General features: G+C 51.9%; 23 protein-coding genes. 19 read left to right on the top strand and 4 right to left on the bottom strand.

What is annotated here, in order from left to right; all coding sequences use genetic code 11:
* Window positions 1-175 precede the first annotated feature (175 nt).
* Entirely contained in the window at window positions 176-1,078 is a 903-nt protein-coding gene (locus tag BCV73_RS24155; protein WP_089548834.1) for an AraC family transcriptional regulator, read from the top strand.
* Between the two features lie 72 nt (window positions 1,079-1,150).
* On the opposite strand, the gene BCV73_RS24150 is transcribed toward BCV73_RS24155, so the two are convergent.
* The gene (locus tag BCV73_RS24150) at window positions 1,151-2,104 is read right to left on the bottom strand and encodes an SDR family NAD(P)-dependent oxidoreductase (RefSeq protein ID WP_089548833.1); all 954 of its coding nucleotides are present in this window, start codon (window positions 2,102-2,104) and stop codon (window positions 1,151-1,153) included.
* 198 nt (window positions 2,105-2,302) lie between these two features.
* Here BCV73_RS24150 and BCV73_RS24145 point away from each other — a divergent pair, with 198 nt between their 5' ends.
* Together BCV73_RS24145 and BCV73_RS24140 are read left to right on the top strand one after the other, a co-directional pair.
* Complete coding sequence (locus BCV73_RS24145; protein ID WP_256992975.1) at window positions 2,303-3,289, top strand: AraC family transcriptional regulator; 987 nt, start codon at window positions 2,303-2,305, stop codon at window positions 3,287-3,289.
* 55 nt (window positions 3,290-3,344) lie between these two features.
* Window positions 3,345-3,890, top strand: coding sequence for an HAD-IIIA family hydrolase (locus BCV73_RS24140; RefSeq protein WP_089548832.1), 546 nt, complete (start codon window positions 3,345-3,347; stop codon window positions 3,888-3,890).
* A gap of 163 nt (window positions 3,891-4,053) precedes the next feature.
* Here BCV73_RS24140 and BCV73_RS24135 read toward each other — a convergent pair whose 3' ends face one another.
* The gene (locus BCV73_RS24135; RefSeq protein ID WP_089548831.1) at window positions 4,054-4,899 is read right to left on the bottom strand and encodes an alpha/beta hydrolase; all 846 of its coding nucleotides are present in this window, start codon (window positions 4,897-4,899) and stop codon (window positions 4,054-4,056) included.
* Between the two features lie 185 nt (window positions 4,900-5,084).
* On the opposite strand from BCV73_RS24135, the gene BCV73_RS24130 reads away from it, so the two are divergent.
* From BCV73_RS24130 to BCV73_RS24100, 7 genes are all read left to right on the top strand, one after another.
* The gene (locus BCV73_RS24130; protein ID WP_089548830.1) at window positions 5,085-5,315 is read left to right on the top strand and encodes an AbrB/MazE/SpoVT family DNA-binding domain-containing protein; all 231 of its coding nucleotides are present in this window, start codon (window positions 5,085-5,087) and stop codon (window positions 5,313-5,315) included.
* Window positions 5,309-5,650 (top strand): endoribonuclease MazF, encoded by a 342-nt coding sequence (gene mazF, locus BCV73_RS24125; protein WP_089548829.1) that lies wholly within the window; start codon window positions 5,309-5,311, stop codon window positions 5,648-5,650. Before BCV73_RS24130 ends, mazF begins: the two co-directional genes overlap by 7 nt.
* 295 nt (window positions 5,651-5,945) lie before the next feature.
* Complete coding sequence (locus BCV73_RS24120; RefSeq protein WP_089548828.1) at window positions 5,946-6,257, top strand: rhodanese-like domain-containing protein; 312 nt, start codon at window positions 5,946-5,948, stop codon at window positions 6,255-6,257.
* Window positions 6,258-6,365: 108 nt separating this feature from the next.
* Window positions 6,366-6,764 (top strand): rhodanese-like domain-containing protein, encoded by a 399-nt coding sequence (locus tag BCV73_RS24115; RefSeq protein ID WP_343219997.1) that lies wholly within the window; start codon window positions 6,366-6,368, stop codon window positions 6,762-6,764.
* Between the two features lie 64 nt (window positions 6,765-6,828).
* Window positions 6,829-7,212: a DUF302 domain-containing protein gene (locus BCV73_RS24110; RefSeq protein ID WP_089548826.1), complete on the top strand. Its 384-nt coding sequence runs from the start codon at window positions 6,829-6,831 to the stop codon at window positions 7,210-7,212.
* 217 nt (window positions 7,213-7,429) lie between these two features.
* Window positions 7,430-8,512: a Gfo/Idh/MocA family protein gene (locus BCV73_RS24105; protein WP_089548825.1), complete on the top strand. Its 1,083-nt coding sequence runs from the start codon at window positions 7,430-7,432 to the stop codon at window positions 8,510-8,512.
* Window positions 8,509-9,354, top strand: coding sequence for a Gfo/Idh/MocA family oxidoreductase (locus BCV73_RS24100; protein ID WP_089548824.1), 846 nt, complete (start codon window positions 8,509-8,511; stop codon window positions 9,352-9,354). Before BCV73_RS24105 ends, BCV73_RS24100 begins: the two co-directional genes overlap by 4 nt.
* 378 nt (window positions 9,355-9,732) lie before the next feature.
* Here the strand turns inward: BCV73_RS24100 and BCV73_RS24095 are convergent, their stop codons facing one another.
* Window positions 9,733-10,929 carry an acyltransferase family protein gene (locus BCV73_RS24095; RefSeq protein ID WP_089548823.1) on the bottom strand — a complete coding sequence of 399 codons (1,197 nt, stop codon included), beginning with the start codon at window positions 10,927-10,929 and terminating at the stop codon, window positions 9,733-9,735.
* Between the two features lie 96 nt (window positions 10,930-11,025).
* Between BCV73_RS24095 and BCV73_RS24090 the strand changes: the two genes are divergently transcribed.
* The 8 genes from BCV73_RS24090 (at window position 11,026) to sigJ (ending at window position 20,442) form a co-directional block, all read left to right on the top strand.
* A complete protein-coding gene (locus BCV73_RS24090; protein ID WP_076173907.1) occupies window positions 11,026-11,952 on the top strand; it encodes a helix-turn-helix transcriptional regulator in 927 nt (308 codons plus the stop codon).
* Window positions 11,953-12,086: 134 nt separating this feature from the next.
* On the top strand, window positions 12,087-13,400 hold the full coding sequence (locus BCV73_RS24085; protein WP_089548822.1) for an ABC transporter substrate-binding protein: 1,314 nt from the start codon (window positions 12,087-12,089) through the stop codon (window positions 13,398-13,400).
* A 76-nt stretch (window positions 13,401-13,476) separates the two neighbouring features.
* Window positions 13,477-14,427, top strand: a complete 951-nt coding sequence (locus BCV73_RS24080) for a carbohydrate ABC transporter permease (protein WP_089548821.1) — start codon at window positions 13,477-13,479, stop codon at window positions 14,425-14,427.
* A gap of 3 nt (window positions 14,428-14,430) precedes the next feature.
* Window positions 14,431-15,264: a carbohydrate ABC transporter permease gene (locus BCV73_RS24075; RefSeq protein ID WP_089548820.1), complete on the top strand. Its 834-nt coding sequence runs from the start codon at window positions 14,431-14,433 to the stop codon at window positions 15,262-15,264.
* 173 nt (window positions 15,265-15,437) lie between these two features.
* A complete protein-coding gene (locus BCV73_RS24070) occupies window positions 15,438-17,159 on the top strand; it encodes an outer membrane protein assembly factor BamB family protein (protein ID WP_218828181.1) in 1,722 nt (573 codons plus the stop codon).
* A 198-nt stretch (window positions 17,160-17,357) separates the two neighbouring features.
* Window positions 17,358-18,050 (top strand): aspartate/glutamate racemase family protein, encoded by a 693-nt coding sequence (locus BCV73_RS24065; protein WP_089548818.1) that lies wholly within the window; start codon window positions 17,358-17,360, stop codon window positions 18,048-18,050.
* A gap of 207 nt (window positions 18,051-18,257) precedes the next feature.
* Entirely contained in the window at window positions 18,258-19,559 is a 1,302-nt protein-coding gene (locus tag BCV73_RS24060; RefSeq protein WP_256992974.1) for a phytoene desaturase family protein, read from the top strand.
* Window positions 19,537-20,442, top strand: coding sequence for an RNA polymerase sigma factor SigJ (sigJ, locus tag BCV73_RS24055; protein ID WP_089548816.1), 906 nt, complete (start codon window positions 19,537-19,539; stop codon window positions 20,440-20,442). The genes BCV73_RS24060 and sigJ overlap by 23 nt, the downstream gene beginning before the upstream one ends.
* Window positions 20,443-20,601: 159 nt before the next feature.
* Here sigJ and BCV73_RS24050 read toward each other — a convergent pair whose 3' ends face one another.
* Window positions 20,602-21,240: a TetR/AcrR family transcriptional regulator gene (locus tag BCV73_RS24050; RefSeq protein WP_089548815.1), complete on the bottom strand. Its 639-nt coding sequence runs from the start codon at window positions 21,238-21,240 to the stop codon at window positions 20,602-20,604.
* Between the two features lie 184 nt (window positions 21,241-21,424).
* On the opposite strand from BCV73_RS24050, the gene BCV73_RS24045 reads away from it, so the two are divergent.
* Entirely contained in the window at window positions 21,425-22,183 is a 759-nt protein-coding gene (locus BCV73_RS24045) for a glucose 1-dehydrogenase (protein WP_089548814.1), read from the top strand.
* Window positions 22,184-22,258 lie beyond the last annotated feature (75 nt).

The following is a 22,258-nucleotide window of genomic DNA, read 5'->3' as shown; positions in this document are numbered from 1 at the left end:
TACCTTTCATTGACTTAAGTCAATAGACGAGTCTGGATATACATAAAGGGCACCCTCCAAGGTGCCCTTTAAACTTACCGTTATCGTTAGAGCGGAGAACCCTATTTGTGCAACTCGAATCAAATATACGAAGATCGCCGGTGCTATGATCGAAGGGAAAGGAGGGAGGACTTCCATGTACGAATGGAACGAGATGGTCCAGCATATGGTGGATTGGATCGAAGCCAATATAACGGAGAGTTCGTCTTTATTGAAGATGTCGGACCAGTTAGGCTATTCCCCTTATTATTGTTCCAGGCAGTTCAACCAATTGACCGGGATCACACTACGGGATTACGTTTGGACTCGAAGAATCAGTCGAGCCGCCTTGGAGCTCCGTGACACGGACCAGCGGGTTCTGGATATTGCCTTAAAGTACGGGTTCTCATCCCAAGAGTCGTTTACGCGTGCGTTCAACAAAGCTTTTCAACTCACCCCCGCAGCTTACCAAAAAGCTCCCCGACCTATTAAGTTGGCTATTCGTCAGGAAGTATTCTCGCCTTATCATTATTTGATCAAGGAGCGGGATAAGATGAGCAAGGTGCATTTGCAACCAGCGGAGATCAAAGTCGAGTTCATTCCGGCGCACAAATTTATCGGGATTTGGGACCTTTCCGCAGCAAACTTTGGGGAATTCTGGGGAAGGGGACATTCTTGTGACGAGATCTGTGGCACGCTGGAGAGTATGTCCAACCAGGCCCTCCCTGGACAAATGGGTCAGACGGCGGGATGGTTTTACCAAAATGGTCAAAAGGGGTACCTATATGGAATCCCTGTTTCACTGGAGTACGAGGGGCCCATTCCGGAAGGGATGGAGTGCAGGGAAATTCCGGAATCGGAGTATTTGGTCTTTTTTCACCCGCCTTTCGATTATTTGAAGGATAATGGCGCTGTGATGAGAACCGTTGAAGAAGTGGCGTGGAACTTCGACCCCACAGGTATGGGCTACGAATGGGATGAAAGGATCAAACAAGACTACCAACGGCATTACCCAGAGGGATATGGCTATGCTGTGCTGCGGCCGGTAAAAAAGGTATAGCCGATTATGTAATAACGTAGCGTAAGACCCCTAGTAAAGGGGTCTTTTTGTATGAAGTAGGCTAGTGACTCATTAGCTATTGATCCATTCCATAGACACATTCCACAATTCATCAGCCGCGTCGGGATCCATTGCGTAAGAGGCGAGCCTCGACTGAGTTTCTCCAACACGAGGTCCGACCTCGTTGCAGTTTTCAAAATATCGGCCGCCGATTCCGTTTAACAAGGGAGACGTTGCCAATAGCGCGGAAGTAGCGGCTCCCTGTTGAGGGGTCTTCCAGATGATTTCCGGATAGCCTGTTCTAGTCTCGTTTAGCTTTTCGATCTGCTCGGGAGTGATCTGTATACGGTCAACTCCCGGAGTTCGCACACCGCCAGGCATCAAAGCATTTGCTGTGATACCCTCATTGATCCAACGTTTTGAAGCTTCCACGGCGAATAGTATGTTAGCTGTTTTGGATTGGCCGTAGGCAAGAAACGGGTCATAGGGACGGCGCAGGAAGTGAATATCATCGAACACCACCGGCGAGCGGAGATGCCCCGCTGAACTAACTGAGACCACGCGAGCGCTATCTGCTGCAGCTAGAGCATTGTGAAGTCCGGTGGCTAGAGCGAAATGTCCCAAATGATTGGTAGCGAATTGAAGCTCCCAGCCTTCAGGAGTTCGCGTCTCGGGCGTTGCCATGATACCAGCGTTGTTGATCAAGATGTGCAGCGGCCCTCTCCATGAAGCAACGAATGAGGCTATCGAGGATCGATCGGTAAGATTTAATGGCATTACCTTAACGAGTGGATTGCCCGTGGTTACAGCAATATCTTCGGCTGCGAGCTTTCCCGCATTGAGATTGCGAACAGCTAGTGTCACTTCGGCGCCCGCTTCAGCCAAAGCCCGGGCTGTTTCAAGGCCGATTCCGGATGTAGCTCCCGTCACGACAGCTCTGCGACCCGCAAGATTGATCCCTGCAACGACATCGCTTGCTGTCGATTCGGAATGAAATGGGGTTGTAATTAATGAGGACTCCGGCATTGTGATTTCCTTCTTTCTTGATTTTCTAATCTCAAGGTCATTATGACTTGAATGGATATATGGAAATAGTTCGTTTCTGCTTAAAACTTGCTCAAAACTGCAAATGATAGAAACCGTTCTTTGCCTTTATCCAGAATTAAGTTACGATTACAAGAAAGGTTTTCAACGAGCATCTGAGGATCTATCAAAGTAAAGTTGGTGAGTATTGTGGGAGAGCGGCAAATCAAGTACTACCACTTATATTCAGAAAGCCCCCAATCCAAAATGTATTTGGATCAAATGCTGGAGATCGCGAAACGGACTACCCTGGACGAGGGGCGTACCCAAACGATGATTCCGTTTCTAACGACGATGCGGTATAGTCGGCAGACTTCGGAAATTTCTGGTGTTTTGACTCCTTCGATTTGTCTGATTCTACAGGGTGCCAAAAAACTTCATCTTGGCCATGAGGTCATCGATTATCATGCTGGAGATTACCTGGTATCTGTTATTGATATTCCGGCATCCGCAGAAATTATTGGGGCTACCAAGCAATCACCCTATTTTGGTCTGCGCGTTGAATTTATGATGGAAGAGATCGCTTCTGTGGTTATGGAGGCTGGCCTTGATTTTAAACCAAGAAATAAAAACTTGAATACCGGAGCATACGTCGGGACAGCCGACGAAGGTTTGGTGGAAACTTTTTACCGTCTGCTCAAGTTAATTGAGAAACCTGATGCGAATCGTTACTTGTCTTCTCTGATGAAACGCGAGATGATCTTTCGGCTGCTATCTGGGGATTCAGGGCATATTTTTTTTCAACAAGTCATGCTGGATCAGCAAGACGAGGGGATCGGCAAAGCCATCGCATGGATCAAAGAGAATTATGCCCAATCGCTAACCATAAAGGAACTAGCAAAATTATCGAACATGAGCGTATCCGGGCTGCATCATAAGTTTAAGGCCGTAACAACATTAGGACCTATACAATATCAAAAGCAGCTTCGGCTCTATGAAGCCAGGCGTCTTATGCTGGGTGGCGCAATTCATGTGACTGCAGCAGCTATGGAAGTTGGTTATGAAAATGTCTCGCAATTTAGCCGGGAATATCGCAGACTTTTTGGATCTTCACCATCTAAAGATATCAAAGCTTTCAGGAATAGCCCCGGTGTAGAGGAAAAACATAGTCAAAAAACTCACAACTGAGCTATAAAATAATAACCGAGAAGAGAATTATTAAGAACAATTTGGTGGTGATCACATGTCAACTTCGAGGAAAATTCAGGCTGTATTTATTGACAGGGATGGGACTATTGGTGGTTCTGAAGAGGTTATATACCCCGGTACTTTTAAATTATTTCCTTTCTCCAAACAATCGTTTGAAGTCCTTGTGAGTGCTGGGATACCAATTTACGCTTTTACAAATCAACCCGGTATATCTCGTGGAGATGCAACGATTGGCGACTTTCAGGATGAACTAACTTCCTTTGGCTTTGATCATGTATTCATATGCCCGCACCAACATGAGGAGGGCTGTACCTGCCGCAAACCCTCGTCGGCTTTGCTCATTCAGGCAGCAGTAGATAACAATCTGGAGTTGAAGAATTGTGCTGTTATTGGAGATAGGTGGACCGATATGATTGCTGCCCAAAGAGCAGGGTGTATCAAGGTGTTAGTAAAAACAGGTTCTGGCGAGAAGGACTTGGCCAAATACCGCAATAATCAATTTTTTGGAGAATGGCTTGAAGCTGCTCCAGATTTTGTAGCTGAAAATGTACTAGAGGCTGTTAACTGGCTCTTAAAATAGCTATTCAGTTAGTCCAACGTCGGCGCAGCTACCAACGTTATTATCGCTGACATTCATCTGTTTATATAAGATGTGGGAAAAAGCCAAGAGGGAGAACATCACCTTCTTGGCTTTTCTTGCGTAGTGGCGGTAGAGGGCGGGCTTTAAAATAAGTTTTCGTACACTACCCTAGTGAGCTCAAAACCTCTTTCAGCCGCTCGGCAAACGACTTTGGCTGAACCTGGTAGCCAATGTGATTTTCTGGGAACTCGGCAATGTTTACCTCCAAACGTTCTGCCAATCCTTCGGCGGAGCGGGCGGGAAAGTAATGTCTGGAGGTACTGCCTATAGCGGGGCGGACTTGTGCCGTAGAATGAGATAGCGCAGTTTGGAGCTGCTCCAGCTTGAAAGCATATCCGAGCACGCCCGGAGCTTCCTTCGCCATGAAGTATTCCATATTTGCAATCATGCGTTCCTTTTGCTCATCGCTCGGCGGCGAAGAAGGGCTGGGGCCGTCATCATCTCGAAGTCCAATGGCTGAAGTGAACTTGATAAAAGCCGGAAATAAGCCTAACTTGCGGTGATCTGCGATTAGGTCCTCCATAATCGTCTTGGCCTGTAATCGTTCATCCCCGTGTAAAAGATCCAGCAAAGGCGGTTCATGCGGAATCAACACACGCACTTGTCCGGGATAGCGCATCGTCAGATCAAGTCCAATGACAGCCCCGGAACTGCTTCCGAAAACGTATGCCGGCTCATCGGTTAAAGCGGCCAAGAGTCGGTGAGCATCGTCACTGTGCGTCTCGATCCGGTAATCTTCAGCCGGATTGGTGAGTTTGCTGCGGGAGTGGCCCCGGCGGTCGTAAGTGACGACCGTGTACTGATCGGCGAGATGGTCCGCGACCTCCTGAAATACATCGGAATCACCGCATCCTCCGTGAATCATCAGAAGTATAGGTCCCTCCCCGCGCACCTCATAGTGGATACTTGCTCCAGGCACAGATAAAATATCCGTCTTTATCCTACTCATTTCATCTCCTCCTTATAGGAAGATCATAAAGCAGCTTTATGAACTGAATATGAACCAAGGCTAAGGGATGAAGTGGTCATAGGTACAGGACTTGATGACACCTTACCGATATCGAACCCACGATTTGACTTCGTTACGAAATAAAGTATATACTTTGTATATACAATCGAGGGAGGCGGTTTTCCATGTTTCAGGTTCAAAAATGGGGGAACAGTTTGGGTATTCGCATACCGAAATCCCTAGCATTGAAGGTAGGTCTGGAGGAAGGCTCTGAAGTCGATCTTGACGTAGAAAACGGACATCTGATCATCAAACCGAAGTCGTCCTCGTTGGAGGAACTCCTTACCCAAGTTACACCCGAGAATATTCATAAAGAGATCTCCACGGGGGACCCGGAAGGTAGGGAAGCATGGTAGCCAACGAGTATGTACCAGACCGTGGCGACTTGGTTTGGCTGCAGTTTAATCCGCAAGCTGGTCATGAACAAGCTGGTAAGCGGCCGGCAATTGTTATTTCTCCAGCAGCTTATAATGGGAAGGTTGGACTTTCCTTGTTTTGTCCGATCACTTCAAAACGGAAGGGCTACCCTTTTGAAGTGATGATTCCGCAGAGTTTGCCGATTGAGGGGGTAATCCTTGCCGATCAGGTCAAATGCCTTGACTGGCAATCGCGGAATGCCGTGTTCATTTGTAAAGTTCCACAGACGACCTTGTCGGAGGTTATTTCCAAACTGAACTTACTAATCCAATAACGATATATAGAATGAACTAAAGAAATGAATGTTATAAGCCCCGAGGACGACGATCCCGGGCTTTTTTGTTGTCTTGTCACCACTAAGCATTGCTTACCCGATTAATTATAAAATAGGTGATTGAAGGTTATGGTTCCGCTTAAAAATGCCAGCTCAGTTGATGAGCTGGCATTGATTTTGCTTTCTAAGCACTGGTAATTCCTTCATAGGGACTTACCAAAGTTGACAAAGGGGAAAATCGAAACTAATATACCTATAGGGGTATATGTATAACATCGATAAGGAGTGAAACAGCATGGCATTCAAATTTCCCAAAGCAACGACACCGCAGGAAGTGGCATCAAGACTGAATCATGGGGAGAAGTTGTATATGCTGGATGTTCGCGAGCCCGAGGAATGGGCTGCGGGTCATCTAGAAGGCGCCAAGCATATTCCGCTCGGGCAGCTTTCCGGACGTCTGCATGAGCTTGATAAGTCGAAGGAGATTATCGTGATTTGCCGCAGCGGCAATCGCAGCGGCCTTGCCTGTGAATTGCTGAGTGAAAAAGGATTTGACGTGGTGAATATGACGGGAGGCATGAACGACTGGAATGATGTTGTCCGCTGACCTCCGGCAAAACCATATAAATGGCCCGTATTCAGCATAAGTGTGGGTTCCGGCAGCTGTTAACGGTATAAACTCATGCTTTTCTGAAACAAGCGAAAGCTAAAGGATGTGAAAACTTTGCAAACAGGAACAATCATCAATTTCGTTATCATCGTGCTCTTTGGATGGTTTATATTTTCGAGGTTAAAACCGGTTAAGGGACTCCGGAGCCTGAACGCACAGGAGTTTAGTGACGAAATGAAAAAGCCGGGTAAACCTCTGCTGATCGATGTCCGTGAACCGGGTGAATTTAAGGGAGGTTTTATTGCCGGGGCGCAAAACATGCCTCTGTCCCAGCTGCCTGGATCGCTTACTAAAATCCCGAAGGATCAACCGGTGCTCCTTTACTGCCGCAGCGGTATGCGCAGTAAAAACGCGGCGAAGATGCTGCTCAAAAACGGGCACAAGGAACTGGCGCATCTACAGGGCGGTCTGGGTGCCTGGAACGGAAAACTGTCGCGTAAGTAATATCCATGTTTATGTTTGGTTAAGTTAACCTAATGGTGAGATAAAAACGGGAGGCTGACATGCGATGTTTCATTACACGGTTGAAACGAACAAAACGATTGAACAAGCGATTGAAGCTCTGACGGAAAACCTGAAGGCGGAAAAGTTCGGCGTCCTTTGGCGGTTGGACATGAAGGCGAAGCTTCACGAAAAGGGTGTTGAGTTCGATATGCCGTATGAGATCCTGGAGGTTTGTAATCCGGTTGAAGCTAAACGGGTATTGTCTGAAGATGCATTGGTCGGATATTTCCTGCCGTGCAAGCTGGCTGTGTACGTGGAGAACGGAACAACCAAGATCGGCATGCCGAAACCAACGGCATTGATCGGGTTGGCAGAGAATGACGCCTTGATGAGCATTGCATCGGATATCGAAAAGCGCCTGACGGCATGTGTAGATAAGAGTATATAAACGGATACGATAATCCTATTTTCCCATACGATAGTAAAATCAACTAAACCGCTTACATGATAACATGTCGGTAAGTTGGCCGTGAACGATAGACAAATGAAATGCTGTCAGCTGAGAAGGCTGATGGCATTTTTTTTATGAATCGTATATCGGTCAAACTATTCTCTGCAATCCGGATCTGCCTAACCGGGTTCAGGACCATCGGAGGGAACAGGTTATGTCAAAAACGATTGTAGCCGTGATCGGCTGCGGGACCATTGCCAACAATGCGCACATCCCGGCGTACATGGCGAACAAGGATGCTGAGATCAAGTATTTCTGCGACATTCGCAAGGAGCGGGCTGAGAAAGCCGTCGAGCAGTACGGTTGCGGCACGGCGGTGGAGGATTATCAGGTCATTTTGGAGGACCCGGACGTGGTGGCGGTATCAATCTGCACGCCGAACAACGTTCATGCTCAAATCGCGATCGACTGCATGCGCGCAGGCAAGCATGTGCTGTGCGAAAAGCCGGCGGCGCGGACGTACCGGGAGGCGCTGGAGATGCAGAAGGTGCAGCACGAAACCGGTATGACGCTGAACATCGGCGTCGTCAACCGCTTCAATAAAGGCGTCAACATCATCAAGCAGATGATCGAAAGCGGCGAGCTTGGCGAACTGTACCACGTCGTCGTAAGCTTCCGCGCGCATCGATCCATTCCCGGGCTCGGCGGTGATTTTACGACCAAGGCGGTCGCCGGCGGCGGGGCGCTGATCGACTGGGGCGTTCATTACCTGGATATCGTCATGTACTGCGCGGGCGATCCACGGCCGAAGACGGTGACGGGGCAGGCGTACTCCAAGCTGGGCAAAGACATGCAAAATTACGCTTACCTGAACATGTGGGCGGGTCCTCCAAACTATGCGGGCAGCTATGACGTCGACGACTTCGTGACAGCGATGATCCGGACCGAAGGCCCGTCGATTTCGGTCAACGGCGCCTGGGCGCAAAACATCGGAGTCGAAGAAACGTACATCGATTTCCTCGGCGACAAGGCTGGCATTCGCCTCCAGTACGGCCAAGAGTTTACCCTGTATTCGGCGAAGCATGGCGCATTGATTGAAAGCACGCCGAACTATCCGAAGACCAATGCGTTCCAGGAGGAGATCGACGGCTTTATCGCGGGCATCCATTCCGGTGAAAAGCTGTCGTCGCACATTGACACGGTGATTTTGACTGCGCAAATGATCGAGGCTATTTACCAATCCTCTGAAGAAAGCCGCGAGATTTCCTTAACGGAAGCTGGAGTGGCGCAGGCATGAAGAAAATCGGCTTTATCGACTATTTCCTGGACGAATGGCACGCCAACCAATATCCCGGATGGATCAAGGACGCCTCGGGCGGGGCGATGGAGGTCGCCTTTGCGTATGCGGTTAAGGACGCGGAGCATGGGATGACCAATCGGGAATGGTGCGCAAAGCATGGCGTGGCATGGTGCGACACGATCGAAGAGGTAATCGCCCAAAGCGACTATCTGATCGTGCTGTCGCCTGACAACCCGGAGCAGCATGAGGCGCTGGCGGAGCTGCCGCTCGTCTCGGGTAAACCGACGTACGTGGACAAGACGTTTGCCCCGGACCGGGCAGCCGCCTTGCGTCTGTTCGAGCGGGCCAGGCAGCATCACACGCCGCTGTATTCATCTTCCGCGCTGCGTTATGCCGACGAATACGGGGAGATTGAGCGCGCGGGGATTCGGGTGATTGCGAGCCTTGGCCCGGGCTCGTTCGAGAACTACTCGATCCACCAGATCGAGCCGGTTGTCGCGCTTATGGGTACAGACGCGAAGCGCATCATGTTCATCGGCACGGAGGCTGCGCCGGCACTGCTAATCGAGTTCGCGGGCGGCCGGCAGGCCACGATCCAGCAGCCGGGTCCGGGCTGTCCGTTCATGATGGCCGTCAACTATGATTCCGGTACCTGCCGCGTCGTGCAGCCGGTTTCGGATTATTTTCAGCGCTTCATTCGGGATCTGGTGGCGTTTTTCGAGAAAGGACAGGTGAGCGTGCCGCCTGCCGAGACGGTCGCCATTATGTCGATCATCGAAAACGGCCGGATCGCCGCCAAGCAGCCGTATCGCTGGATCGATCTGCCGGAGAGCCGGTAGGCGGCAGGAACAGAACAAAGCAGCCATTTTCGCGGAGAACGGGAATGGCTGCTTTGCGTTGCGCCTGAACATTAATATAGGGCGCAGTATTCAATCTCCATGGAGACTCGCCCTAGCGCACGATGGCACTGGAAACGAGTCTCCGGAGATTTTTTTTGCATTGGAACGGGTTGGCCAGCGAACGATCACGGACGGAATCGATCTGTAGAAGCGTTAGCGTTCGCCTTTGTCTGCGAATTTCTACCTTTTGGTGATATAAAATCAAGAAATTTGGAGACAACAGCGATCGGAAGAACGATCCGTAACCGCAGCGGCCACCTTGCACAATGTTAAGAATTTTGTTCCCTTTTTCCGTCGCATAAACGCCAGAAGCTAATGCTATATCCCCTTCGATTTTTCAACCGGCATGCCGCCGGACTTTTTCCGAACCAGCCGATCCATGACCCGCCTGCTCCACGGACTAAGTGTTGCCAGCGTGGGAGCATCGACGAACCGGCAGAAAAGATGGGCTAATGCAAAGATAAAAGGAGTTGTTAGGATAACGGTGAGGACTGTGCTAAGGCCGTAAGAGAACAGGAGGTGGAACTGATAGAACAGATAGGAACCCAGTGAGCAAATGATGGTGAAGTGAACCAGGTATAAAGAGAAGGATATCGTGCCGAGGTAGAGGAAGGGCTGCCGGCCGAACAGCGACTTGAGGCGGGGCGAGATGAGCAGGGCCGTTAAGGTCAGGCAAGCGCCCAGCGTATGGTAGAACACGAAGAACGAAAAGGTGGACGAGCCTTTCCATACCAGGATGGAGTAAATAGTGTTTTGGGTTCCCACGTAAGGGAAAGAGCCGAGATACAGACCGGCCCCCAGAAACAGGGGAGCGCTCCAGGGCGGAAGAACGGCGGTCAGCCGGTTGCGGCCGCTGTACGTCAAGTCGCTGAGTGCCATGCCGAGCACAAACCCGAGGTAATAGGAATCGGCGAGAAGCACCGCAAGAGCGGCGTAACCGATGATCCGCAGCCTGAAGCGGCCGAGGGTCAACAGAAACCCGAAGATGAGGAAGGAACCCAGCAGCTCGTAGGTCATGGTCCATAACACAGGATTGTAAGCGGATCCATAAGTGAAGAAGGTGTGGTACAGCGCCTCCCGGATCATGTCGAGTACACGGGGGCTGGCCGTGAACGGATCGGGCATCGACGATTGGGTCGTTTGGCGGATGTCGTCATAAAATCCCCAGCCCAGCCGCATAACCGCGAAAGCGAGGCAAACGGACAGCGAAGCCGGAATGGCGAGCCGGAAAAACCTGCGCAGCGCGGACGCGTAAATATGCATCTTGTCCTTCGTGAGAAAATAGCGCCAGCTCAGCACGTATCCGCTCAGTACGAAAAAGACACAAACCGAGAAGTTGCCGTTGAACATCAGGTTCATCGGCGTTCGCGCGGCCAGGCCTTCAAAGGGAAAGTGGGCGATCTCCGGTTTTCCTTCGAAGACAGACGGCGCGAAGACCTGAAAAAAATGGGACAACACGACGACGCAGGCCGCCAGTCCTCTTAAACCATCCAAATAAGCGATTTTAGTCTTCATGCAAGTGCAAGCCTCCCTCGATTTTTGAATCCCATTCTAGGCGATTCGCGAGGGGAAAGATTGTACTTACGTATCAAATGAGAGGAGTCGTGCCGAATGAAAAAGCTCGATATCGATCGATTGACCCGCGCTGGAGTCATCTATTTCAATTCGAAGCTCGAGATGCTGGAGAATTTGCACTGCAAGATGTACCGGATGAACACCCTCGTCAGCCTGTCCACCCATTTCCATGACTATTATCAGATTTGGTACGTATCCAAAGGCGAATTCGTGCACACGATCTCCAATCGGCAGTACCGGATCCGACAAGGCGATTTGTTCCTCGTTCCCCCCTTTACGCTGCATCGCGTGCAGGCTTTCGAGACAGAGGGGGAGATCCTCGGCTGCGAATTTATGCCGTCCTTCATTAACGAGCGCTTCGCGGATCCTTCGGGAGAGCGGAGATTTTTTGACGCCGAGTATTTGAGGCATTTCTCACAGTCGGACTGCACGCCGCATTCGCAGATCGCCTTCGACGGCGTCACGGACGGCAGAATCCGCGGCCTGCTGCAGGATATGCTCGGGGAATACGAGGAGCGGACGCCCTTTTTTGAAATCGTCCTGAAGGCCAGCCTCCTGCAGCTGCTGTCGATCATCATCCGCCAGGTGAACGGGGAGCTGGTGAAGGCCGGATTCCAAAAAATCGAAAGGTACCGCGACACGATGAACAAGGTCGTCGAATACATCGACAGGAATGCGCATGAAGATATCAAGCTGGAGCATATCTGCGCCATATCCAACATGTCGAAGCCGACGATTTGCCGGCTGTTCAAGGAGTGGACGGGCAAGACCTTCAACCGCTATCTCGTCGATTTACGGATATCCAACGCGCTCGTCCTGCTGCAGCGGCCGTCCATGTCCATCACGGACGTATGCTATGCCACGGGGTTCAACGAGCTCGCGTATTTTTGCCGGATTTTCAAAAAATACACGGGCATTTCCCCAAACCAGTTCCGAAAACAGGTGATGGGCAAGCCATTTTAAGTTTTAACGATAATCCAATTACTAGAGACAATAGTGAAATTAACTAAAACGCTTACATGATAACATGTGGGTAGTTGACGGCGGCAAGCGCGCATTGGCGGCGCTGCCGCCCCAAGATTAAGGAGGGAAGAGACATGATGCGAAAAGGGAGTACATGGGGGCTCATGATGGTTTTCCTGCTGGTCGCGGTCCTGTCGGGCTGCGGCGGCAAAGATGCGGCAAGCGGTGGCCAGGAAGGCGGCGAAGCGAAGGGCGGCGATGCCCCGAAAGAAAAAGTGCAGCTGAGCTTCTGGTACGGCTGGACCGGCATGGAGGCGGAAGCCCTCGAGAAATTGATCAAGAAATGGAATGACGCCAACCCGGACATTCAGGTAAAGGGGCTGTCCCAGAGCGATTACCAGAAGCAGTTGACGGCGATTACCGGAGGTAACCCGCCGGACGTCGCGTCCAACTTCGGTCAGGACGTCGTGCCGTGGGGCGAACGCGGGGCCATGATGCCGCTGGACGATTTCATCAAGAAGGACAACGTCGACCTCGGCGACTTCGTGCCTGCTGCACTGAGCTCTTCCCAATCGAATGGAAAAACGTACGCTTTACCGATCGCGATGCACGTCTCAATGCTTTTCTATAACAAGGAGCTGCTCGAGAAGGCGGGCTTTAGCGGTCCGCCGGAGACGATGGGCCAGCTCAAGGAGTACATTGCGAAGCTAAGCGTCAAGGAGGATGGAGGCAAGCTGCAGCAGCTGGGCCTGTGGCCCGGCGTCGATGCCTATACGTTCAGCTATGCCTATGGCGGATCCTATTACGATGCGGATAAGAAACAGGTCACGCCGGACGATGCGGGGGTCAAGAAGGCCGTGGAATTCGGTAAAGGAATCTGGGACCAATTCGGGTCGAAGGAGCTCGATCGCTTCGCGTCCGGCTTGGGGCAGTACATGTCGCCGCAGAATCCATTCTTTACAGGCAAATACGCGATGACGATCGACGGCGAATGGCTGCCGACGTTCATTAAGCAGTACGCCCCGAACCTGAAATACGGCATTGCGTCCATTCCGTACGATGAAAGCAACCCGAGCCTGAAGGACCCGGGCAACGTCTCGACCAGCGTATTTTACATTCCGAAAGGCGTGAAGCATCCGGAAGAATCGTGGCAGTTCCTGAAATGGATGACCGAGCCGGAGCAGATGGCGGAGTTCACCGCGGCCATCGGCAATCTGCCGACCCGAACCTCACTGCAGACACATGAAATCTATAAGGAGGTGCCGGGCTTCCAAGAGTTCTTACAATATTCCTCCAGCCCAAACCTGCATTCCTTCCCGGCTACGTCCTTTTCGACGGAGTACATGACCGAATTCTCGAACCAGTATAACGCGATTCTGCGCGGGGAAGTCGGCTTGGACGAAGGGCTGAAACGGGTGAAGGACAAAATTCAGCCTTTAGTCAAATAATCCGGTTCTTTGCATTCGGGCTCGGTCCGCTTCTGGGCCGGGCCCGCATTCCAACAATCACGAGGAGGACGTGCAGATGATTGAAACGATATCCTCAGCGGCGCCTAGGCGGAGAAAGGGCTGGACGAGGAAGGAGTGGCATTATTTTTGGCTGGGGCTGATCTTCGCTTCCCCATGGATCATCGGGTTTCTGATTTTTACCGTGTATCCTTTCTTCAGCTCCCTCTACTTCAGCCTGACGGAATACGATCTGTTCAATCCGCCAAAATGGGTGGGTATGGACAATTACGCCGCGATCATGAAAGACCGCAGCTTCTATAAATCGATCAGCAACACGCTGTTCATGGCGTTCATATCCGTTCCGGTCACGCTGTTCAGCTCGCTGCTCATTGCGCTGCTGCTGAACTTCAAGGTGAAGGGCATCCGATACTACCGCACGATCTTTTATCTTCCGGCCGTTATTCCAGGCGTGGCGAGCGCCCTGCTCTGGACCTGGATGCTGAATCCGGACTTCGGCCTGGTCAACATTTTCTTGCGCTGGCTGCATCTTCCCGATCCGGCCTGGCTGCTTGATCCCCGGTTCACCAAGCCTTCCCTGATCCTGATGGGGCTCTGGGGTTCCGGCGCGGGGGCGCTCATTTTTCTCGCGGCGCTGCAAGGGGTTCCGCAAACCTACTACGAAGCGGCCCATGTCGATGGCGCCAACTGGTGGCACCGGTTCTGGAGAATCACGGTACCGGCGCTGTCGCCGATCATTTTGTTCCAGCTGATCATGGGACTCATCGGGGCTTTTCAAATTTTCACGGAATCTTACATTCTGGCGGGTGGCAAATCAAGCGGCGGCGCTCTCGGCGGTCCCGGGCAGTCGTTATTGTTCTATGCCGTCAATTTGTACCAGGAAGCCTTTATCAATCTGAAAATGGGATACGCCTCGGCGCTGGCCTGGATCCTGTTCGTGATCGTCATGCTGATTACGCTGCTGGTCCTGAGAACGTCCAAACGCTGGGTCTACTACGGGGGTGAATAGCGGATGAGCGCTGGCAAGCTGTTTCGCACGAAAATTTTTCCGCATACGATGCTGATTTTGTTTGCATTCTTTTTTCTCTTTCCGTTCGTTTGGCTCGTGTTCACTTCGCTCAAGTCGTCGAACGAAATTTTTGAACTGCCGCCGCGCATCCTGCCGGAATCGTTTCAATGGTCGAATTACAAGGCCGCGTTCGAAACGGTGCCGTTCGGACACTATATGCTGAACACCCTGGTTATCTGCGTCGTTTGCATTATCGGGCAACTGTTTGCCTCCCCGCTGGTGGCCTATTCGATCTCGCGGATTCCGTGGGTGGGGAGCAAGATCATTTTCGCGATCGTCCTGGCAACGATGATCCTGCCCTCACAGGTGCAGCTGATTCCGCAGTACATCATTTTCGCCAAGCTGGGCTGGATCAACACTATCCTGCCGCTGACGATCGGGGCCTTTTTCGGCGCGCCGTTCTACATTTTCTTATTGAGGCAATTTCTCTTAGGCATCCCCAAGGAGCTGTCCGAAGCCGCGAAAATGGATGGGGCCTCAGAGTTCCGCATCTACTCGCAAATTATTATGCCGACCTTAAAGCCGGCGCTGGCGACGGTGGCCTTGTTTACCTTCGTGGGTGCTTATACGGACTTTATGGGACCGCTCATTTACTTGAACGATGCCGCCAAGTGGACGCTGACGCTCGGTCTGCAGGGATTCCAGCAGGATCACGGGGCGCAATGGGAAAAGCTGATGGCCGCGTCGACGATCATGGCGATTCCGATGATTTTGCTCTATTTTTTCGGGCAGAAGTACTATATGCAATCCGGATCTGCTTTTACGGGGTTCAAATGATTCATGCACCCCTTGGCGATCTCAAAGGGAAGGCAAGTCTGTGCCGCGCATATAATGGCTGGTTGGAAACCCCAATCAGCCTTTTTCAATTCTCCAACCTTGTAACTTTGCCCCGGCTCGCAGCGTCCATAAACAGTAGGTAAATTTCGTTAAAAGCTGGGAGGATATCGATGATGCGAAAATGGACTATGGCCGCTGCCGGGCTGCTGCTTGCCGGGACGCTCGGGAGCGCCTGGACAGGCCCGTCCGTGTGGGCTCAAACCTCCGGACCGAACGCAAGTTATTCGAGCCCGGGCTCGGAATTTTATTTGACGAATCCGATACCGCTCGCCAAGCCGAAATGGACGGCGGCGCTTGATGCGCCGAAGGACTCGTCCGCCTCCAATCCTTCCGTCGTTATAGCGGGGCAGGGGAAGGTCTACTACATCGCGGGCGGCAAGCTGATCGCGAAGGAGGCCGCGACCGGGAAGACGCTGTGGTCGTTCGGGACGGGACTTGGCTATGCAACCCTCACGAGTACCGATGGAACGAAACTCTACGTCGGTGCCAAAGACGGCTCGGTTTACCGGGTCGATAAGGCGACCGGCAAGGGCGCGCGCATCTACCGTGCTCCATCGGGGCATGCGCCCGAGATATCCGTGGACGGTGGAACCTTGTACGTCTTTGCCGCCGGTTCACTCATCTCGGTCGATCCTGCTACAGGCAAGGAGAAATGGCGGAATCAGGACGGTAAGTCCCTGCCTCAGCGCGTGGGCGGGACGCTGCTCTCGGGCGCCGTGGAGTCGGGAGCGATTACCGTCAATACGACTTACGCGATTGATCCCGCCACGGGCAAGACGCTGTGGCGGCTGTCGGGTGACCATTCAGGTCTTCTCAAGTCGGAAGGGAATAAGCTTTATTTCCAGGACCAATGGCCGGATTCCGATTATGTGGAGACTGCGGCGAACATCGACGAGGTGGATGTGAAGACCGGCAAGATTACGGCAAGCAAGAAGTTTGTTGCCTTAAAGGCTGATGGCAGTCCGGTCTATCCCACATCCAAAGTGGTGATGGAAGGGAATAACATCTATGCGACCGTTGCCGGCGAGGGCGTCTTCCGCTTCAATTACGACGCCGACCCCGCTGTTGTGAAGCCGGAATTGATACCGGATCGGGGGGAGTTTATCGCGGGCCCCTATAACGGCAAGCTGTTTTTCCTGGACGAGGACAGCCGCGGGATTCATGCGCGCAAAATCGTGGATCGTTCGTATGTGAATTATAACGGCCCCGATAATCCGGCCAGCCGCGTCGATATGATCCAATCCGGCTTGTACGTCGGGCAGAGTGACGGTACCGTCTATGCGCTGAACGTCTCGACAGGGAAGGCTTTGTTCCGTGCGCAGACGAAGGCGCGCAGTTACGGAGCTTTTCAGGTTGAGGGCGGCATGCTGCTCGTCCAGGCGGAGAGCCAGCTGTATGCGTACCCGCTGTCTTCCGAATTGGCGAAGCCCGCTGCTGGGGGCAGCGCGGCGGGAGCCTTCGCGAAGTCGGATGCCAAGGTCACGCTGGATGGGAAGGCACTTCCGCTGCGGGTTGGAGCGGGCGTCATGTCGGCAGATAACCGGATGTTCATCCCGTTCCGGTCGCTGACGGAAGCGCTCGGAGCCAAGGTCGCTTACGACGCCAAGACGAAGCGGACGACCGTGACCTACGGAACGCGCGTTTTCTCGATCGCCGACGGCTCCCCTTTTGCTCTCATAGAAGGGAAGCAAGCCGCACTGTCTTACTCCCCGGCGACGCTGAACGGCTCGCTCTACGTGCCGATCAAGGATTTCGGCGATCTGCTGGGTGTGCAGGTGAAATGGAACGCCGGCAAGCGTACGGTGGAGGTAACCAAGGCGGCTGCCACGAAATAAGGTTGACGATTCTTTGAGGTTAGAGCAGAAGTAAGGAACACCGAACGAATGGAAAAATTCCTATTGTCCTTAAGCAGCCTAATGTATACTGAAAACGGCGGGATGACCGCCGTTTTTTGCACATTCACTTTACAGAATTGAAGGTTAATCGGAGCTGATTTTTAAAGATAAACCAAGGACAATGGAGATGAGCATAAAATGAAAGTAATCGGTCTTATTGGCGGAATGAGCTGGGAATCTTCTGCTTTGTACTATCGAATGATCAATGAAGAAGTAAGAAGTAGGTTAGGCGGGCTGCACTCTGCGAAATGCCTGTTATATAGCGTTGATTTTGAAGAAATTGAACGTTACCAAGCGGAAGGAGCCTGGGAAAAGGCGGGGGAAGTGCTAGGCCAAACCGCACGCGCTTTGGAAAAAGGGGGCGCTGACTTTATCGTCATTTGCACCAATACGATGCATAAAGTTGTCGATGATATTCAGTCCCAGATCAACATTCCCATTTTGCATATAGCGGATGCTACAGCAGCCCAAATCAAAGAAAGCCAGATTCAGAAGGTTGGGCTGCTTGGCACGAAGTACACTATGGAACAGGACTTTTATAAATCACGCTTGGAGCTGACCGGGATTCAAGTGATCGTTCCAGATCGGGATGACAGAGAGGCCGTAAACAAGATCATCTACGAAGAGTTATGCCTGGGCAAGATTCATCAGGAATCCAGAGATTATTATAAAGAGGTTATTCAGGGCTTAATCGAATCTGGATCCGAAGGGATTATATTAGGCTGTACAGAAATTGGACTATTGGTGAAGCCGGAAGACGCAGAAGTTCCTCTGTTTGACACAACCTACATCCATGCTTGCGAGGCTGTAAATATGTCTTTGAAAGCGTGAGATTGGAGCTGAATCCCGTACGGACCAATTAAAATAGGAGTTCACCGCAGCGCGCCCGCCAGGGCGCTTTTTTAAATGATATAGGGTTTGAAGAACGCCAGTACAGCCAAAAAATAGTTAAAGAAATTTCCCGGCCGATGTTGTCACATCCCATCCTCACTCCCCGTCATACGGGTAAAATCACCGGAAGGGATGATCGAGATGGAGATGGAATACGATTATGATGTGGCGGTAGTTGGCGGGGGCATAGCAGGTCTGACGGCAGCGGTGTATGCGGCGAAGGCGGGAAAGCGGACGATTCTGATCGAGAAGCAGGAGCGCCTCGGCGGGCGAGCCATCACGGTGAAAAAGAAGGGAGCATACTTCAATCTGGGCGGGCACGCCCTGTATCACGGCGATGCGTTTGCGACCTTCCGCGAGCTGGGGCTAAGTTTGCAGGGAGGTCAGCCTTCCACCGATGCACTCGGCATTTGGAACGGGAAGCTAGTGACCATGCCGATGGGGGTCAAATCGCTCTTTACCACGCCGCTGCTGTCCTGGAAAGGGAAAGTGGAGCTGGCCTCCTGGCTGGCGAAGCTTGGCAAACTGGATACGCTCCGGTACGAGCGGGTCAGTCTCCGGGAATGGCTGGAGGGGAATATCAAGGACCCCATGCTGCGGCATTTGTTTTATTCGCTTTTTCGCACGGCAAGCTACGTGGTAGCGCCGGATTTGCAGGCGGCGGGTCCCGTACTGCGGCAGCTTCAGAACTCCCTAAAGGGCGTGCTGTATCTTGACCGGGGCTGGGGCGCGATGGTCGACGAGCTAGGCAAGCTGGCTGAGGATGGCGGCGTGAAGCTGCTCTCGAAGAGCAATGCCGTGTCCATTGGGCACGCTGAAGGCTCCGTACGGCATGTGCTCTGCGAAGACGGAACGACAATCAAAGCGAATTCCATCATCGTCGCCGCATCGCCCACGATCGCTCACCAGCTGGTACCCGGAGCTGAAACGACCGCCCTTCATACCTGGAAGGAGCAGGCGGTCGAAATTACGGCTGCGTGCCTGGATGTCGCGCTCCGTCGCCTGCCGAAGCCGAATCAGCAATTCGTGTACGGCATCGACAGGACGGTCTTTCTTTCCAACCAGTCGCGTGCTGCTGATCTTAGCGACGATGGATACCAGGTCGTTTCCGTGATGAAATACAAGGGGCTGGAAAGCGATCCTAAACGGGATTTGCAAGACCTCGAACAAACGTTGGATCTCGTGCAGCCAGGCTGGAGGGATGAGCTGGTCGTCCGGCAGTATTTGCCGAAGATTACGGTTTGCCACGATTTTATGCACCTGAACCGTCAGGAGAACCCGGGGCCCGCCGTCCCGGAAATCAAGGGGCTGTATGTGGCAGGAGATTGGGCTTCGCACGGGGAATTACTAACCGACGCCGCGACAGCGAGCGCGAAAAGAGCCGTTCGGCACATCCTCTCCCTGGAGAGCGAGGAAAGGGCGACCCATGAGCATAGAAGAATTGTATGAAGCCTATAGAAAACCGCTGATATCCTATGCCTACCGGATGCTGGGCAGTGTCATGGACGCGGAGGATATCGTGCAGGAGGCCTTTATAAGTTATGGCCGGCTGGAGGAGCCTGATGCGATACGAAATGAGCGATCCTTTTTGTACAAAATCGTCACCAACCGCTGCTTGGATCTGCTCCGTTCCTCGGCGAAGAAACGGGAGCTCTATGTCGGTCCCTGGCTTCCTGAGCCTCTGATGGGTTTGCTGGATGCCGCCGAGGCCGACCCGTCCGAGATCTATATGCGGCGCGAATCCATATCAACGGCATACCTTTTGCTCCTGCAGCAGCTGAGTGCCGTCGAAAGAGCCGTTTTTCTCCTCCGCGAAATTTTTCATTATTCGTTCGACGAGATTGCCGGGATGGTTGGCAAGAGCACCGCGAACTGCCGGCAAATTTTCCACCGGGCCAAAAAGAGCATCCAGGTGGATCCTGAGCAAAGCCTGCCGGTTCACATAGCCGAAGAGAAGCTGAGGGATTTCGTCAGTTCCCTTCTGCAAGGAAATACAAGCCGATTACTGGAACTGGTCAGCGAGGGCGCTGTCATGATCTCCGATGGCGGCGGCAAGGTCAAGGCGGCACGGGTGCCTGTCATTGGATTCGAGCAGGTTACCAAACTGCTGCTTAATCTGCTCAAAATGCATGAGGGTAAATTTGCGTATTCGTTCGTTTCTGTCAACGGCATACCGGGCTTCCGGCTTGCGATGGATAATGGGGATCAGTACGTGTATTCTTTTTCTTTTAAGGATGACAAGATTCAATCGATCTATGCCGTAGGAAATCCGGAGAAAATAAGGCACCTGCCAGCATTCGAGCAGCGGGATGATGAACTTGGCACGCTGTGACATCCGCGGATAATAAACCAAACGATGACTTAACCGCGATTATCGTTAACCTAGAGGAACAATAGAAGAAAGTGTGAAAAAGCCCCTGCCGGCGCGAGCCAGCGGGGTTTTTGGCGTTCATGGATCAGGTCGTGTTGGAACGATGAACAAAATGATGAATTATATGGTTTGCAAAATTCTAACGACCTCATCCTCAATCTGGGATTCATCAACCTTGTCCCAATGCTCAGGGCGAATCATTTGATATTTTTTCATACGGTAAAACTCCATCACGGCTTGTTTCAAGGTGAGGTCGTACCACTGGATGCTGAACGTCGGTTCCATAATCCGCCGCAGCGTAGCGTCGTCTTGAACCAAAGACAGCACTGCATTCATCCGGTTGAAAATTCCCTGATCCATCCCGGCTTCAAAAAAGCCTTCCAGATTTTTATTCCGATTCTGCTGGGCAATGACAAGACTTTCAAATAACCGCGGATAGAATTCCTTGAGGTCCTCCAGGAACAAATCGGATATAAAAATGACGCAGATCAGCGATTGCAGAAACGTTTGCTGAAAACGCTTGATATAAGAAACGGTTTCGTCGTTCACCACAGCATCGGCCTGCTGTAAGTAGTTCATCTCATACTCTACAACCTGCTGAATGATGTCATCTTTGGATGAAAAATGCTTATACAGCGTCACTTTGCTGATGTCCATATATTTGGCGATATCGTCTATTTTAAGTTGGCTGAACTTGTTCTTTCGGATGACCTGTTTTATTTTCTCGATGTAATGATCGGCGCTTACCGCTTTTCTCACGAAATGAAGCCTCCTTTGTGCTTATACAACATATTATAACGATTTCGCTGGGATCACAAACACTTTTTACTAAAATTAATAAATTAACTTTTTTTATTAATTTTGTTTACTTATTTAATTTTCCGGTCTATAATCGGTCTTGCAAAAATAAATGAGCTTCTAAGCCAAGGGAGGAAGTGAAAAGATGAGTACTGTGGAAAAAGGGAAATACGAGGGCAAGCGGGTCGTCATTACAGGAGGAAGCAGCGGTTTCGGCCTGAAGACAGCGAAGTTGCTGGTGGATGAGGGAGCGCGTGTATTGGTTACCGGCCGCACCCAGTCCACGCTCGATTCGGCTCTGAAACAATTGGGGAACAACGCGGTTGCTATCGTGAGTGACGCCTCATCGTTGAGTGATATTGAAGCCCTGGCAACCCGGGTGAAGGCGGAGTTTGGTACGATCGACGCCTTGTTCGTAAATGCTGGCGTGACGCGCTTCGTTCCTTTTGAGTCCGTTACCGAAGAGGTGTACGACGAAGTTCTCGCCATCAATACCAAGGGGCCGTATTTTACCGTGCAAAAGCTCGTCCCGCTGCTTAACGAGGGGAGCGGCGTGGTTCTCACGACTTCGGTCGCGAACGTGCTTGGAATTCCGATGATCAGCGCATACGCTGCCAGCAAGGCAGCGCTTCGTTCCATGACGCGCAGTCTCGCCCGCGAGCTGCTGCCTCGGAAGATCCGTGTGAATGCGGTCAGCCCCGGTCCGATCGACACAGGCATTCTGGACAGATCGATGCCGGCCGAAGCCGCGGAACAGACCAAGGCACAAATGAGACAGGAGAATCCGATGCTGCGTTTTGGTGAGCCCAGCGAGGTGGCCAAAGCTGTCGCATTCCTTGCGTTCGACGCGACTTACACAACCGGGGCCGAGTTCCCCGTTGACGGCGGCGGCTCGCAAATCTAAGTACGTCTAAACCCGCGGTTGGCTGGCCAACCGATTTTAATAAACGAACCAAGGAAGGGAAAGTGATCAATATGG

This window comes from Paenibacillus sp. SSG-1, assembly GCF_002224835.1.
GTDB classification, from domain to species: domain Bacteria; phylum Bacillota; class Bacilli; order Paenibacillales; family Paenibacillaceae; genus Paenibacillus_AQ; species Paenibacillus_AQ favisporus.
The sequence above is the reverse complement of the archived record's forward strand: the minus strand, read 5'-3'. Positions and strand labels throughout refer to the sequence as shown.